General features: G+C 60.7%; 14 protein-coding genes and 2 tRNA genes. 12 read left to right on the forward strand and 4 right to left on the reverse strand.

Annotated elements, in window-relative coordinates; all coding sequences use genetic code 11:
* Positions 1 to 26 precede the first annotated feature (26 nt).
* Both HY247_07525 and HY247_07530 read left to right on the forward strand, forming a co-directional pair.
* Positions 27 to 233, forward strand: a complete 207-nt coding sequence (locus HY247_07525) for a hypothetical protein (protein QQG48582.1) — start codon at positions 27 to 29, stop codon at positions 231 to 233.
* Positions 234 to 238: 5 nt separating this feature from the next.
* Positions 239 to 1,276: an L-myo-inositol-1-phosphate synthase gene (locus tag HY247_07530; protein QQG48583.1), complete on the forward strand. Its 1,038-nt coding sequence runs from the start codon at positions 239 to 241 to the stop codon at positions 1,274 to 1,276.
* Positions 1,277 to 1,308: 32 nt separating this feature from the next.
* Here HY247_07530 and HY247_07535 read toward each other — a convergent pair whose 3' ends face one another.
* Positions 1,309 to 2,316, reverse strand: a complete 1,008-nt coding sequence (locus HY247_07535; protein QQG48584.1) for a hypothetical protein — start codon at positions 2,314 to 2,316, stop codon at positions 1,309 to 1,311.
* 113 nt (positions 2,317 to 2,429) lie between these two features.
* Here HY247_07535 and HY247_07540 point away from each other — a divergent pair, with 113 nt between their 5' ends.
* Positions 2,430 to 2,666 (forward strand): hypothetical protein, encoded by a 237-nt coding sequence (locus tag HY247_07540; GenBank protein ID QQG48585.1) that lies wholly within the window; start codon positions 2,430 to 2,432, stop codon positions 2,664 to 2,666.
* A 22-nt stretch (positions 2,667 to 2,688) separates the two neighbouring features.
* Here HY247_07540 and HY247_07545 read toward each other — a convergent pair.
* A tRNA-Asn gene (locus tag HY247_07545) sits at positions 2,689 to 2,796 on the reverse strand.
* Between the two features lie 76 nt (positions 2,797 to 2,872).
* Here HY247_07545 and HY247_07550 point away from each other — a divergent pair.
* A complete protein-coding gene (locus HY247_07550; protein QQG48586.1) occupies positions 2,873 to 3,349 on the forward strand; it encodes a nuclear transport factor 2 family protein in 477 nt (158 codons plus the stop codon).
* On the opposite strand, the gene HY247_07555 is transcribed toward HY247_07550, so the two are convergent.
* Together HY247_07555 and HY247_07560 are read right to left on the reverse strand one after the other, a co-directional pair.
* On the reverse strand, positions 3,323 to 4,372 hold the full coding sequence (locus tag HY247_07555) for a hypothetical protein (GenBank protein QQG48587.1): 1,050 nt from the start codon (positions 4,370 to 4,372) through the stop codon (positions 3,323 to 3,325). The genes HY247_07550 and HY247_07555 overlap by 27 nt on opposite strands.
* 107 nt (positions 4,373 to 4,479) lie before the next feature.
* Positions 4,480 to 4,570: transfer RNA gene (locus HY247_07560), tRNA-Ile, on the reverse strand.
* Positions 4,571 to 4,732: 162 nt separating this feature from the next.
* On the opposite strand from HY247_07560, the gene HY247_07565 reads away from it, so the two are divergent.
* The 8 genes from HY247_07565 to HY247_07600 all read left to right on the forward strand — a co-directional run bounded on the left by HY247_07565 (position 4,733) and on the right by HY247_07600 (position 13,866).
* Positions 4,733 to 4,951: a translation initiation factor gene (locus tag HY247_07565; protein QQG49589.1), complete on the forward strand. Its 219-nt coding sequence runs from the start codon at positions 4,733 to 4,735 to the stop codon at positions 4,949 to 4,951.
* Positions 4,952 to 5,039: 88 nt separating this feature from the next.
* Entirely contained in the window at positions 5,040 to 6,230 is a 1,191-nt protein-coding gene (locus tag HY247_07570; GenBank protein QQG48588.1) for an NADH-quinone oxidoreductase subunit H, read from the forward strand.
* A gap of 1 nt (position 6,231) precedes the next feature.
* Positions 6,232 to 7,863: a hypothetical protein gene (locus tag HY247_07575; protein ID QQG48589.1), complete on the forward strand. Its 1,632-nt coding sequence runs from the start codon at positions 6,232 to 6,234 to the stop codon at positions 7,861 to 7,863.
* Positions 7,757 to 8,356, forward strand: coding sequence for an NADH-quinone oxidoreductase subunit J (locus HY247_07580; GenBank protein ID QQG48590.1), 600 nt, complete (start codon positions 7,757 to 7,759; stop codon positions 8,354 to 8,356). Before HY247_07575 ends, HY247_07580 begins: the two co-directional genes overlap by 107 nt.
* Positions 8,353 to 8,676 carry an NADH-quinone oxidoreductase subunit NuoK gene (gene nuoK / locus HY247_07585; protein ID QQG48591.1) on the forward strand — a complete coding sequence of 108 codons (324 nt, stop codon included), beginning with the start codon at positions 8,353 to 8,355 and terminating at the stop codon, positions 8,674 to 8,676. Before HY247_07580 ends, nuoK begins: the two co-directional genes overlap by 4 nt.
* Before the next feature lie 53 nt (positions 8,677 to 8,729).
* On the forward strand, positions 8,730 to 10,232 hold the full coding sequence (locus HY247_07590) for a hypothetical protein (protein ID QQG48592.1): 1,503 nt from the start codon (positions 8,730 to 8,732) through the stop codon (positions 10,230 to 10,232).
* Complete coding sequence (locus HY247_07595) at positions 10,232 to 12,388, forward strand: NADH-quinone oxidoreductase subunit L (protein ID QQG48593.1); 2,157 nt, start codon at positions 10,232 to 10,234, stop codon at positions 12,386 to 12,388. The genes HY247_07590 and HY247_07595 overlap by 1 nt, the downstream gene beginning before the upstream one ends.
* Positions 12,388 to 13,866 (forward strand): NADH-quinone oxidoreductase subunit M, encoded by a 1,479-nt coding sequence (locus HY247_07600; GenBank protein QQG48594.1) that lies wholly within the window; start codon positions 12,388 to 12,390, stop codon positions 13,864 to 13,866. The genes HY247_07595 and HY247_07600 overlap by 1 nt, the downstream gene beginning before the upstream one ends.
* The last annotated feature ends 37 nt before the right edge of the window (positions 13,867 to 13,903 follow it).

The following is a 13,903-nucleotide window of genomic DNA, read 5'->3' on the forward strand; positions in this document are numbered from 1 at the left end:
ACTGCCATCTGCCCGAACAGACCTGGATGACCTTCACAGCGCAGCAGTCTAGGGTCGACGCACTCCTGCGCCTCATGGGCCTCATCGTCCTCGCGTTCGGTCTGGCCCTGATCTACCTGAGCTACACCAACTCCTCCTTTCCAATCGCTCCCGCAATCCTGACGATCAACTACTCCCTCGGAATCATGCTCACGATAGTGGGCCTGCTCGCCACATTTTCGAAGTTCAAGTGATCTGGATGCCCGTCAGGGTGGCTCTTGCGGGCGTCGGCAATTGCGCCTCGGTCTTCCTTCAGGGCCTGGAATTCTACTCGAAGGGTAAGTCAGCCGGGCTCTGGCACCCCAGCGTGGCCGGCCTGCGCCCCGGCGATGTCAAGGTGGTGGCTGCGTTCGACATCGACCAAAGAAAAGTAGGCCTCGACCTCTCCAAGGCCGCCTTTGCGACCCCCAACGTAGTCCGAAGATACGCCGACCTCCGGAGGTCAGGCGTCAAGGTCAAGGCGGGCGTTTCCTCCGGGGACATTCCGCCGCACCTGAAGGGGAGTAAGCTGACGAAGTCTGGTACTGCCTCTGTGGCCGGAGAGCTAGAGTCGGCGGACGCGGACATCCTGGTCAACATGATCTCTTCGGGATCCGACGCATCGTCCGAGGCTTACGCCGCGGCGGCGCTCAAGGCCGGATGCGCCTTCGTGAACTGTACGCCTGCGCTCCTTCTCAAGAGGAACAAACTTGCGGCCGCCTACGCGAAGGCGAAGCTTCCCCTGGTCGGGGACGACCTCATGAGCCAGTTCGGGGGCACGGTCTTCCACAAAGGCCTCCTCGGGATGATGGTCAAGAGGGGCGTCAAGATCTCCAAGAGCTACCAGCTGGACGTTGGCGGAGGCTCTGAAACCCTCAACACGATTGACGAGTCGATCAAGATGGCCAAGAGAGAGGTGAAGACCACTTCCGTGGCTTCGGAGGTTCCTTACAAGTTCGAGACGATAGCGGGGACGACGGACTATGTCGACTACATGGGCAACGATAGGACGAGCTACTTCTGGTTCGAGGGGAGCGGTTTCATGAACTCCGGCATCTCCGTCGATGTCTACCTGAGGTCCTCAGACGGCGCCAACGCTGGGAACGTCCTCCTTGACGTGATCAGGGCCACCCACCGGGCAAGGAAGACCGGCAAGACGGGGACGGTGGGGGAGATCTGCGCCTATGGGTTCAAGTCTCCGCCGAAGCCAACGGGCTTCGAGGAAGCCGCTAGGAAGTTCGCAGCCCTCTACCTGTGACTCTCCTCACGATTGCGAAGTCGCCTGGCCAGTCAGAAGAGGGCAGGAACGAAGCCTAGTATCCCGACCAAGAACTGCAAAGCCAAGGTCCGCTTTATCGGAGCGCCCGAGCGCCTGGCAATCTGGAGTGCTAGGATGTTTGCGAAGGAGCCTATGGGCCCAATGTTGCCCGCCAGACCCGCCTCGACTGCTATCTTAGGAGCCATCCAGGGCTGCAGAGTCGATACCCCAAGGATGAGCTGCGTGGCTGGGACGTTGCCGATCAGATTGGAGACGAGTCCCATGAACAGACCCGAATAGGGCTGCACCCCCTCCGCTGCAGGCTGCGCGAGAGGACGCAGGCTCCCTGAAAGGAAGTATCCTGCAACAGTGGTCAGGCCCACGAAGGCCCACAGGGTGATGAGGCTCCGCAAGTCGAACTCGGCTGCCACTCCTCTCGCGGCATTCCGATTGAAGAGGAACCCCGACAAGAACGCCAGACCGAGAGCAACGGACGGGCCCAGCCCTAGCGAGTCCCCCGCCAACACCACGGCCGCGACCAGGACAAGATAGACCGCCGGGAGTGAGGAGCCGACGGCCGTCGGGAACTCCTTCCCAGTGCCGACTCTCTTCGCGAAGGGCAGGAGGACCACGCACGCGAGGCCGCCGGATGCCACCAGGGGCAACCAAGCCCCTTCAACAAATTGGGAGACGCTCAGTCCTGAGGCAGACCAGAGGAGGATGTTCTGAGGATTGCCGAAGGGCGAAACCGAGCTTGCGATGTTGGTGAAGGCTATCTCGGCCACAAGGAGCGGCGCCACGTCGACCGCAAAGTGCTTGGCGAACTTCACGACCACCGGTGTGAGGATGACTATCACGACATCGTTGAGGATGAAAGGAGAGAACAGGGAGGAGACCGCGACGACGGCGAAGACGATGCCCACCCGGCCTTCGAAGGAGGCGACGAACCGCCGCAGAAATTCCTCCCCGCCCATGGCTTGGAACTGGGCGGCGACTCCAAACAGGGCCGCCAAAGAGGCGTAGATCGAGAAGTCAATCAAGGCCGGAGCAGAATCGGGCCTATCCTTGGGCTCTCAAACATTTCCATCGCGGGTCTCCGGGGAGCAATCGGCCAACCTAGTTCTTTTAACGGGTGGTTCGTGGGGGTAAATTCATGGCTTCGATAAGGGTCAAGGATGACGGCTCTGTACCGGCCGTTGAGAAGGGGCGGGAAGCGCCGTTCAAGCAAGGTGAGTTCTACGTCTTTGAAGTTCCCGACGACATTGCGAGGTATTGGAACAAGATGGACCCTGGCAGGAGAGCGGAGCTTTCAAAACAATCGAGAAAGGAAGGCAAGGACCTTCGATTGATTCTCGACGCATACGTCCACAAGCCCGCACGCATGAAGTGACGCCCGAGTAGTCGAACTAGAGCGGCGCCGGTCGGACTCGAACCGACGACCAACAGGTGTCTGCACTCATGGCTAACAGCCTGCTGCTCTACCACGCTACCCGGCCAATTTGCCTCTGAGCTACGGCGCCGCGGTTTGGAGGGCCCGGAGATGCGCTCAAAAACATTGGCTTCGCTTAAATCTCAAGCAACGCCGCAGCAACGCCAATGGCCGCAGACTTCACGGGGTCCAAGAAAGAGGTAGCAGCCGTGATTCGCGCCTTCTTTGAGGCTGGCAAGAACAAGGACATCCCATCTCTCCCCACCTTCCACTCGGACTTCGAGTCATTCACGAAGTTCGACGAGAACCCTCCATACACCCGGCAGAACTCGGAGGAGGCGTTCATGTATGAGCAGGCGGCCTTCGCGAACATCTCCGACTATGAGTATCAGATAGATGCCCTTAGGATCGACCTCTTCGGTGACACTTCAGTCGCCACTTTCTACCTGATGTACAAGGGCATGTTCGTCAACGACTACTCCTTCGAAGGCTCTCCGGTCAGCTCCAAGGCGAGGGTCACGATGGTCCTCAGGAGGGGGCCGCAGGGATGGAGGATAGCTCACGAGCACTTCAGCAAGTTCCCGGAAAGGGTTGGAGGGGACCGCAAGTCGTCCGAGTCATCTCCTCCCAGGCCTGCCCCCTAGTTTGCCGATTAGTCGAGCCCATCTGAACCCTGACGGATAGTGCCACCAGTGGTAGAGGATCGCGGCCACCACTGCGACCCTGGCGTAGATCGAAAAGCCCATCAGCGCCGAGGTCACAGGGATCTTGAAGAAGCCGCCCTGGAAGTCGAAAAGGAGCTTCCCGCCCAGGAATCCCAATTGCCCCTCTAGCCACGGGACCAAATCCACGTGGAAGCCGAAGAGCAGGTCGCCCACGAAGAAGTATCCCACGTCGTTGGTCAGCGACACGAGGAGGCCTAGGCTCAAAGCGAGCTGCCAGTCTTTGGTGCCCTGGAAGACGATGAGGACTCCAAAGGGCGCCATGTACGTCAACACCAACCAGATGTGGTACGCTGGTGCCGCAGTCGCGTAGAGGTCTATCCAATTAACAAGAATGAGTCCGTAGAAGAGCGAGAAGAGGACGAGTTTGAGGACCGTGAGCTGCCTCTTGTTCGAGGGTCCTAGGCCTGAAACTACGGTTTCCACCCCGTTCACAAGGACCACCAAGGAGAGTAGGGCGACTAGCGTGAACTCGGCTATCCCAGGCACGAGGAGGGCAAGGCCTGCGAGGAACACCGTAACCACTCCCGTCGCAGCCGCGGAGCCCCTTAGCCACCTCGGGCGGCCCGCCCCGACCGCGTGGACGATCCTGCCAAGCCCTTGGAGCGTGAGACCGACCGCTAGCACGTAGGTTATGGTCCTTAGGCTCAGGTCGGGAAACAGAAAGGCGCCGAGGGCGAGACCTACTCCGAGGACCCCGCCTCCTGCGAGACCGAGAGCCTCGATGCTGACCAGCCTCCTTCTGACTCCTCCGGTGAACGCCATCCTTACCGAGCCGAGGAATATCGCCAGCGCCAACAGGACGATCAGAGAAGCGACACCAAAGCTCGGATTCGCCAGGATGACGATCGAAATGCCAACTGACGTGAGCCCAACAAGGACCTCGAAAGTTCTGTACCAAGTCGGGACGCGAGTCTCAGCATCCACGCCAGTTCCAGGGCCCATCTTCATCAATCCGAGTTTGACCACTAATTAACCGCCCTCCGAGAACTTCCGCTCGCAATTGCGGCCCCCCTCAACGGGCCATTGTAGCCAGAGGGGAAGGCCTAACCTGGGCCTGGCCGGATTTGAACCGGCGACCGTTCGGTGTCTCGGGATTGCCCGTATGAGCCGAACGCTCTTACCGAACTGAGCTACAGGCCCCGATTCATCGGTTCCCATGCCTCGTTTTTAACCTCTGGCGACCAAAGGCTAATTAGTCCCCGAAACTCCCTTGAAGTCGTCACAGTGAGCAAGGACCTAGACGAAGGATTCCAGGACATCCTAGCAGAACTAGATAGAGAAGAAGCCCGGGTCAAGATTCGTATGGAGATGCGCCGCTTCGGCAAGCCCACCACAGTCATCGAGGGGATCAAGATGAGCGAGAAGGACATGCACGAGCTGAGCTCCAAGATGAAGCGCGCCCTCGCCACGGGCGGGACTGTCAAGGACGGAATCATGATCCTCCAGGGGGACCATCGGGAGAGCGCAGCCAAGATGCTGATGCAGAACGGATTCTCCGAGGGCTCGATCGAAGTAATCTAGACCTTTACTCCGAGGTCCCTCTCAACTTACTTTTGCGCTACTCATCTTTATAAAAGGTAAAACGAAGCGCCGTCTGGAAGGTCCGACCGTGTCGAAGCCTATCACTACCTTCGAGGACTTCATCAAGAGGATTCTGAAGGTCGTCTTCTGGGTCGCGCTCTTCCTCCCGCTGATAGGCGTCCCGATCTATTACGCCCTCGACGGAATCTTCCATTTCCCCATCGACTTCTTCGCGCTCGCGACCGTGAAGCCCCTGGACTTCCTGGCCTTCCAGCTTAACCTGATCAACACCGAGCCCTTCAGGACCCTCTTCGCGCTCACGGTCTTCCCTGGCTTCACCTTCGTCGCCGTCTATTCCACGATCTTCATGGGCTGGGTCGAGCGCAAGTTCACGGCAAAGATCCAGCTGAGGACCGGACCGATGTACGCAGGAAAGTTCGAGGGCATCGCCCAGAACTTTGCAGACTTCTTCAAGCTCCTCTTCAAGGAGATAATCATCCCCAACGGGGTCGACACCGCGACCTTCGTCGCGATCCCCTTCGCATTGATGGCGGTCGCGGGAGCCCTCATCGCACTGGTGCCCCTGTCGCCCACCACCTACATCGCGAACCCTACAGTTGGCGCCATTCTCGTCTTCGCCATCCTTGGCTTCTCGCCGCTGATCGTGCTCCTCGCAGGATGGGCGAGCAACAGCAAGTATCCCTTCCTGGGCGGACTGAGGGCCCTCCACCAGCTCGTCGCCTACGAGATCCCTCTGATACTCTCGCTCCTCGGGGCTGTCATCCTTTCCGGCTCGCTCAACCTCGCGCCACTCGTCCCCGGAGGCCCGAGCATAGTGACGGCCCAGGCGAGAATCCCCTACATCCTGCTCCAGCCGCTGGGCGCCGCCGTCTTCTTCGTGGGGGCGCTCGCGGAGCTCGAACGTATACCCTTCGACCTTCCCGAGGCCGACAGCGAGCTTGTTGCCGGGTGGCAGACCGAGTACACGAGCATGCTCTTCGGGACCTTCCAGCTTGCGAACTTCTCGAGGATGTACATCATGGCAGGGCTCTTCACCACCTTCTTCCTTGGAGGCTGGCTGGGGCCCGCGCCCGTCCCTCCCGAGGTCTGGTTCATCCTGAAGACGACCGCCGTCATGATTGCCATGATGCTCCCTCGAAGCGTGATGCCAAGGGTCAGGATCGACCAGCTCCTCCGCGCCGGCTGGGTCAAACTCCTCGCCGCCTCCTTCCTCAACCTCTTCCTTACAATGGTCATCGTCTCCCTGGGGATTGCATAGCATGGGGACCCTGGCCTACCTCAAGGGAATCGCGGTCGCAACCTGGAGCGGCATCAGGCACCTCTTCCGCCCGAGGATGACCCTCCGCTACCCCGAGCAGAAGCTGGACCTCGAGGGGCCCGGATACCAGTACGACGCAAAGCAGGGCGTAGGCCTTCCCGGGTACAAGGGGCGCCACATCCTATTCCTCGACAAGTGCACGGGCTGCCAGCTCTGCGCGATCGCCTGCGACGGGGTCGCAGTCGCCATCGACATGCAGAAAGTCCAGAAGGGCAAGCCACAGAACAAGAAGGAGATCTGGCCGGCCGTGGACTATGGCCGATGCGTCTTTTGTGGACTTTGCGTTGATTTTAACACAGAAATTGTAACTAATCCGGGATTGAAGAAAATAAATACAATCCAAGTCGGAGACCTCGTCTTGACTCACAGCGGCGACTACAAACCTGTTACCAAGGTCTGGGACATGCTCTTCACTGGGCCTTTGTACAAGATCTGGGTCTTCGGGAGGCCGGAACCTTTGATTTGTACTGCAGATCACCCAATCATAGCTGTCTCCAGGGCCTACTCGAACCGAAAGGACAGAAGACTCCTAAGGACGACGGGGCCCTTGAAGTTCTACAAGCCCGGCGAACTGAAGGTCGGAGACTATCTTGTCAGTCCTATCATCCGGAAGGAGGTGCCCATAGAGAAGTTCGAAAAGGAAGTCCCCATGTACAGGGGAGGCACTCACAAGCAACATCTGAGCCTTCCCGCGACTCCCGAGCTGTTCAGACTGATTGGATACTATCTCGCCGAAGGCTCTTGCGATGGAGGGCGCAGAGTCAACTTCGACTTCAACAAGACCGAGCTTGAGACTCACGTGCGTGACTGCAACGAGCTCGTAGAGATGCTCTTCGCCAAGCCCGGGAAATTGAAGAAGAATGGAACAAACGGGGTCCGCCTTGTCGTCGACTCTGCTGTCGCTGAAGACTTCTTCTCCCAGTTCGGAAAGGGGGCTCCGAACAAGAAGATAGCCGACTGGGCCTTCTTTGCGGAACTTCCCAAAGTAGTCGAGCTCCTCAAGGGCTATTGGCGCGGAGATGGAAGTCGGATCAGTCAGCCGAGACAGAAGTACTTCAACTTCACCACCACTTCCAAAGTCCTCGCGTTCCAAGTCCAGGAACTGCTTGCAAAGCTCGGGGTCATCGGCTTGATCGAGGGCCAGCACCAAAAGGATCGACTTCCCTCCTATCACGTCAATGTCTTTGGGAGGTGGGCGCAGAAGCTCGCAAACCTCTGGAATGTCGAGCTTGGATTCGACGCTACGAAACACGCTGATAAGTTCCATTTGGAGGGGAACTATGTCTTCCTCCCTATCCGGAAGATCGAAGTGGAGTCAGTGTCAAAGCACAGAGTCATGGACGTGACTGTTGAGGGGGACCACACGTTCGCCCCAAACGGGCTTGCCACCTCGAACTGCGTAGATGCCTGCCCCTTCGACGCCCTCTACATGACCAACGAGTACGAGATGTCCGCCTACGACAAGGATGCTCTCAAGTACACTCCTGACATGTTGGCGATTCCGCCCAAGGAGGAAGGCAAGAAGTACAAGGTCAAGCTGGACACAGAGAAGGGGGTCTCCACCCACGGCTGACGCGATCTTCCTTGGGATGCTGGCCGTCACGGTCGGCGGGGCGATCATGGCCCTCGAGGCCAAAGAGATCGTCTACGGCGCGATAGGCCTCGCCGGTTCGCTCTTCGGCGTCGCGACCCTATTCTTCCTCCTCGACGCGCCCTACGTTGCGGTCTTCCAGATCGCCGTCTACATCGGTGCAGTCGCGGTCCTGATACTCTTCACGGTCATGCTCGTCCGGCAGGAGAAGTGGGCCAAGGAGCTCCCGACCGGCTCACTCGCAAGGGTCGCCGGGATAGCTACCGGACTCGCCATCGCGGTGGCCATCGCCCTCGCCGCAGCGGCGACCGGCCTGTTCAACTCCACAACGACCAACCCGGCCGACTTCGTCAGGATCGGGGAGCTGATCTCCACCTCCTACGCCCCGGTCCTCGAGGTGCTCGCCCTCGTGCTCGCAGCCTCCATAGTCGCGGCCCTCACACTCTCAAAAGTCGAACGGGAGGAGAATGCATGAACTCCCTGGCCGACTTCGTCCTCGTCTCGGCCATCCTCTTCGGCATCGGAGTCTACGGCCTGGTCACGAAGCGCAACGCCCTGCGCCTTCTCTTCGCGGTCGAGCTCATGATCAACGCCGCCAACCTGAATTTCGTCGCCTTTGGCCAGTACCTCCCTCTCGCCCAGGCGGCAGGGCCCAGTGCAGTGGGCCAGACCTTCGTCCTGTTCTCCATCGCGCTCGCAGCGGCCGAGGCGGCCGTGATCCTCGCAATAGTGGTCGTCGCTTACAGGCTGCACCAGGACGTCGACGTCAGCGAGCTGAATTCGATGAAGGGATGACAATGGGACTAGACCCAGCTTCGTCGCCTCACAAGAAACCAGTGTAAACCACAATGCAACCATATCTCCTTCTCCAAGCTATAGTCGTCCCGCTAATCGGCGCCGCGGTCTGCTACCCGGCCGCACGCCGGCTCGGCAAGAACACGGGATGGCTCGCCTTCCTGTTCATCCTCGTCTCCACGCTCGTCCTCGCCGTCTGGGCGGCTCCGCAGATCTCCGGCGCCGCGGCCGTGACGGAGTCTTACCCATGGGCTCCTACTGCCGGCCTAGAGTTCAACCTCAGCGCCGACGGCCTCAGCTTCCCCGTGTTGATGCTGGTCAACGTCGTCCTGGCCGCGACCGCCGTCTACTCAGTCCCGTACATGTCCGCCCGAGTGAAGTCCCTGAAGGGGGAGGACGACCTCGCAAAGCATGGTATGTACTACCTGAACTTCTTGCTCGTCTCCTCTGGCCTGGCTGGGATCGTGCTCTCCACGAACCTGATCGAGCTCTACCTCTTCCTCGAGATGGTCCTCATCCCCACCTTCGTAATCATCAGCCTCTACGGCTACGTCAACAAGGAGCGCGTGGCGACGATATACATCATCTGGAACCAACTCGGCGCCTTCGTCTTCCTTGCGGGGATCGCCCTCGTGTACGTGGCTACCGGCTCCTTCTCCTACTCGGCGGTCACAGCCGCCCAGGCAAGCCCCTACGCCTTCTGGATCGCAGGCCTGATACTCCTCGGCTGGCTCGTGAAGATGGCGGTCTTCGGGGTCCACATGTGGCTCCCAATCACCGAGGCCGAGCCTCCCACCTCCTTCGCCCCCACGATGGCGGTCGTCTCAGGGATCGGGACGTACGTGATCGTCCGCCTGCTCCTCCTCGGCATGCCCCTGACCTTCCACTCGTTCAGCCTCCCCCTGATGGCCTGGGCAGTAATCACGATGTTCTATGGCGGGGCCCTGACGCTGGCGCAGAACGACGCCAAGTATCTGTTCGCCTGGTCGACGATGAGCCAGAACGCCTACTCGGTCCTTGGGCTCGCGAGCCTCTCCGCCTTGGGGGCGGCTGGCAGCGTATTCTACTTCTCGAGCCACATCCTCGGCAAGTTCGTGATGTTCTCAGTCGCAGGAATCCTCCTGACCCAGACCGGGCTGCGCGACATCAGGAAGATGGGGGGCCTCGCTGCGAAGATGCCTCTGACAGCGACCCTCTTCGTCTTGGGAGCCCTCATCCTCTCGGCCGTCCCTCCGACCAGCGGGTTCCAGGCAGAATGGATCATGTTCGCTGGCATCTTCTCCCCCGCTGCCTCCGGCTCCTCCTCATACCTCCTCGTCGCCTTCCTGGGCCTTGCCGCTACTATGCTCACAGTCGCATACGCCTTCTGGCCCGTGAAGCGGATCTTCTTTGGAGAGCTCGCCCCCGACCTCGACAGCGTCAAGGACCCGCCTCTCACGATGACCCTCCCTCTCCTGGCCGTGGTCGCTGTGTCCATCGCTGTGGGCATCTTCCCTGACCTCGTCTCAAAGTTCCTCTTCGGTCTAGGCGGGCTACTACCCGGAGGCGCGCCGTAGTGGAGCTGGTACTGATCCCATACTACATGATGTGGCTCGTCTTTGGGCTCCCGCTGGTCGGTTCCCTGGCCACGGCGGCCCTCCGCAAAGCGGGGAGGGTCTCCAACTACGTGGCCGTCGCTTTCTCTCTCCTCTCTGCCCTTGCCGCTCTGACCATGATCCTTCCCATCCTCGAGGGGGTAAGCCTGGAGTCGGTCGACTACACCGTGCACTGGATCTCAGGCCTGAACCTCACATTCGGCGTGCTGTCGGACCCGTTCACCGCGATTCTAGCCAACGTTGTCGCGTGGGTCAGCTTCCTGATCATGGTGTACAGCCTCGAATACATGAAGGACGACCCGAGTTCCAACCGCTACTTCTTCTTCGTGAGCCTCTTCATCGGGAGCATGCAGCTCATCGTCCTCTCCGACAACCTCCTCTCTCTCTTCGTCGGATGGGAGATGGTCGGGCTCTGCAGCTACGCCCTGATTGGTCACTACTGGAAGGACGAGACCAAGAACTGGGTCGGGACTCCGGGCGACAAGGCCCTCGGAGAGGAGCAGGCGTATTCGCCCTCCCATGCTGGGATGAAGGCCTTCGTCATGACAAGGGTAGGAGACGTCGCGATGCTGGCCGGGATCCTGATCCTCTTCTTTTACGCAGGGACGTTCAACTACAGAGAGCTTGCCGCGTCCTCTGGCGCCTGGCTCCCGGCCCTTGCGAATGCGGGCCTGCTCGTCCCGGTCGCCCTCCTGATCTTCGGCGGGGCTGTCGGCAAGTCGGCCCAGTTCCCTCTCCACGAGTGGCTCCCTGACGCAATGGCGGGCCCCGCGCCAGTCTCCGCCCTGATCCACGCCGCGACGATGGTCAAGGCGGGGGTCGTGCTCGTCGCCCGGATCGCTCCCCTGTTCTACTTCGCGGTCCTCGCCAACCCGTCGCTGGGCGTCTCATCGGTCCAGCCCTTCTTCCTCACAGTCGCTTGGATTGGGGCCTTCACCGCCTTCCTCGCCGCGACTCAGGCGCTCGTGGGCTTCGAGCTCAAGAAGATTCTGGCCTATTCGACCATCTCCCAGATCGGCTACATGATGATGGCGATCGGGGTCGCGGGCCTCTCCACCGACTTCGTCCAGGGGCTCTCCTCGGGGCTCTACCACCTGATGAGCCACGCGATCTTCAAGGCCTGCCTCTTCCTTGCGGCGGGCGCCCTGATCCACGCCGCGGATTCGAAGTACATCAGCGATATGGGCGCGATGCGGAACAAGATGAAGCTCACCTTCGCGGCCTTCCTGATCGCAGTCGCATCGCTCTCCGGACTCCCTCCTTTCAGCGGATTTTGGAGCAAGGACGCGGTCCTGGCGACAGCGTGGAGCGCCGGACAGTACGCCCTCTTCGCGGCCGGAGCCCTTACCGCGGGCCTGACGGCCTTCTACTCCTTCAGGATGCTCGGCATGGTCTTCTTCGGCTCCAAGAGCAAGCGCCTCGAGGAGGTCGAGGCGCAGGGGCATCACCTCCATGAGCCGAGCGCGATAATGTGGGTCCCGTATGCGATACTCGCCGCTGCCACGGTCCTATTTGGGCTCGTCGCACTTGCCGGACAGGCGGTGCCTTCGCTGAACCTCGAGGCGACCTTCGACTCTGCGGCGACAGGGTACATCCAACTTCTCTACCCCCAGGCGCCTGTCGGCCAAGGAGCGGGCTTCGAGGCCGCCCCCTCCGGAATCGCGCTTCTCTTCGTTGCCATCGGCTTCGGAGTGGCCTACCTCGGATACGTCGCGAGGCGCTGGGCTCCAGGATCGCTCTCGGCCGCGGGGTTCGGGCGCAGCCTTTACGTCTTCTTCGAGAAGCGCTGGTACATCAACGCGGTCTACTACAAGGTTTTCGTCAACGCGCCCTTGGGGGCCTCCAGATGGCTCAATGACACCTTCGACTTCAAGGGGCTCTTCAGGGTCAACGACGCCGGCTCCCTCCTAGGGAACAGGCTCTCCACCGCCGGGAACTGGCTCGACGTCAGGGTCGTCGACGGCACGGCCAACGGCATCTCCTCCTTCGGGCAGCGAATCTCGCGCGGCCTCAGGCGAATTCAGACGGGTATAGTGGAGCAGTACGTCCAGGTCTTCGCGGCGGGCGTGGTCCTCCTCTTCATCTTCTTCCTACTGGCCTTCGGGGTGAAGCTCTGATGAGCTTCGTCCTCTCCGTCCTGGTCTTCCTGCCTCTCCTAGCCGCCCCGTCAGTCTACCTGGCGACCCGCGCGAACAGGCGCGCCGGCCTCTACCTCTCGCTCGCTCTCGGAGCCGTGGTCCTCGCGATAGCTCTCTACACCTCCTGGGCGGTCTACTCGAGCCCTCCCGCGCCGGGGCAGTACCAGCTGTCCGAGCGCTACTCGTGGATCAACTTCAGGCCCGTGGGCCTCGACTTCCACCTGGGAGTGGACGGCCTCAGCTCGCCCCTCCTCCTAGTCTCAGCCCTCCTCACCGTGCTCGCGATCTTCGGGTCGCGGAAGCTGATCGACCACCACGAGCCTGAGTACTACTCGCTGATCTTCCTCTTCGAGGGCGCAATCATGGGCGTCTTCACCTCGCTCAACCTGATACTCTTCTACGTCTTCTGGGAGGTCGTCCTCATTCCGATGTTCTTCTTCATCGGAGTCTGGGGCGGCCCGAGGAGGAAGTACGCCGCTATGAAGTTCATCATTTTCACTTACGCCGGGAGCACGATAATGCTCCTCGGCTTCCTCTACGTCTACCTTGGGATGGGCAGCTCCCCGTCCTTCGACATCCAGGACCTCTCCGGGCACATCCCGGTCGCTCTGCAGTACCTTCCTCTCCTAGCTTCGTTCATCGGCTTCGCCGTGAAGCTTCCCCTCGTCCCCTTCCACACGTGGCTCCCGGACGCCCACGTCGAGGCCCCCTCGCCGATCTCTGTCCTCCTGGCCGGGGTCCTCCTCAAGATGGGAGGGTACGGCTTCCTCAGGATCAGCATGGGTCTCTTCCCCCAGGCCTCGTACCAGTACGCCTGGGTCTTCCTAGTCCTTGGGCTCTTCTCGATGTTCTACGGCGCCGCAGCCGCGATCCTGCAGAAGGACCTCAAGAAGATGATAGCGTTCACGAGCATCAACCACATGGGCTTCGTCCTCTTCGGGGCCTACGCGACCCTCGCGTACGGGAACCTCCTCGGGGTCCAGGGGGCGATCTTCCAGATGTTCGCCCACGCCCTCGCCGTCGGTAGCCTCTTCATGCTCTCCGGTTACATCCAGCACCAGGCCGGGACCAGGGAGATTCCTTCACTGCACGGACTCGGAACTTCGATGCCCAGGACTGCCACGATACTCGTCCTCGCCTCGGCCGCGGCCATGGGGCTTCCCCCTTTCGCGAGCTTCCTCGCCGAGTTCCTGGTCATAGCCGCGGGCATCTCGGCCTTCAGCCTGACCGCGATTTCAATCCTGGTCCCAGTCATAACGGCGGGATACTTCCTCTGGATGATCCGGAGGGTCGTCCTCTCGGCCCCTGAGCCGGGCCACGAGGTCCACGACATGGGCTGGGCCGACGTCGCCTCCTTCGCCGCATACCTCGTCCCGCTGGTCGTCCTGATCGTCTTCTCCTATCTCATCCTCACGCCGGCGGCCCCGGTCGCGGCCTATCTGTGGGGGTTGGCCTGAGCTGGTCGACTACCTTACGATCGCGCTCCTTCTCCTT

This window comes from archaeon (assembly GCA_016432545.1).
In the GTDB taxonomy this organism is placed as follows: domain Archaea; phylum Thermoproteota; class Nitrososphaeria; order Nitrososphaerales; family Gagatemarchaeaceae; genus UBA183.

Bases quoted from the DNA above. Each gene is read 5' to 3' on its own strand.
- HY247_07540 (QQG48585.1), top strand. From the start codon at position 2,430: ATGGCTTCGATAAGGGTCAAGGATGACGGCTCTGTACCGGCCGTTGAG.
- nuoK (QQG48591.1), top strand. From the start codon at position 8,353: ATGAACTCCCTGGCCGACTTCGTCCTCGTCTCGGCCATCCTCTTCGGC.
- HY247_07550 (QQG48586.1), top strand. From the start codon at position 2,873: ATGGCCGCAGACTTCACGGGGTCCAAGAAAGAGGTAGCAGCCGTGATT.
- HY247_07575 (QQG48589.1), top strand. From the start codon at position 6,232: ATGGGGACCCTGGCCTACCTCAAGGGAATCGCGGTCGCAACCTGGAGC.
- HY247_07555 (QQG48587.1), bottom strand. From the start codon at position 4,372: ATGGGCCCTGGAACTGGCGTGGATGCTGAGACTCGCGTCCCGACTTGG.
- HY247_07590 (QQG48592.1), top strand. From the start codon at position 8,730: ATGCAACCATATCTCCTTCTCCAAGCTATAGTCGTCCCGCTAATCGGC.
- HY247_07525 (QQG48582.1), top strand. From the start codon at position 27: ATGACCTTCACAGCGCAGCAGTCTAGGGTCGACGCACTCCTGCGCCTC.
- HY247_07600 (QQG48594.1), top strand. From the start codon at position 12,388: ATGAGCTTCGTCCTCTCCGTCCTGGTCTTCCTGCCTCTCCTAGCCGCC.
- HY247_07530 (QQG48583.1), top strand. From the start codon at position 239: ATGCCCGTCAGGGTGGCTCTTGCGGGCGTCGGCAATTGCGCCTCGGTC.
- HY247_07580 (QQG48590.1), top strand. From the start codon at position 7,757: ATGCTCTCAAGTACACTCCTGACATGTTGGCGATTCCGCCCAAGGAGG.
- HY247_07565 (QQG49589.1), top strand. From the start codon at position 4,733: ATGGAGATGCGCCGCTTCGGCAAGCCCACCACAGTCATCGAGGGGATC.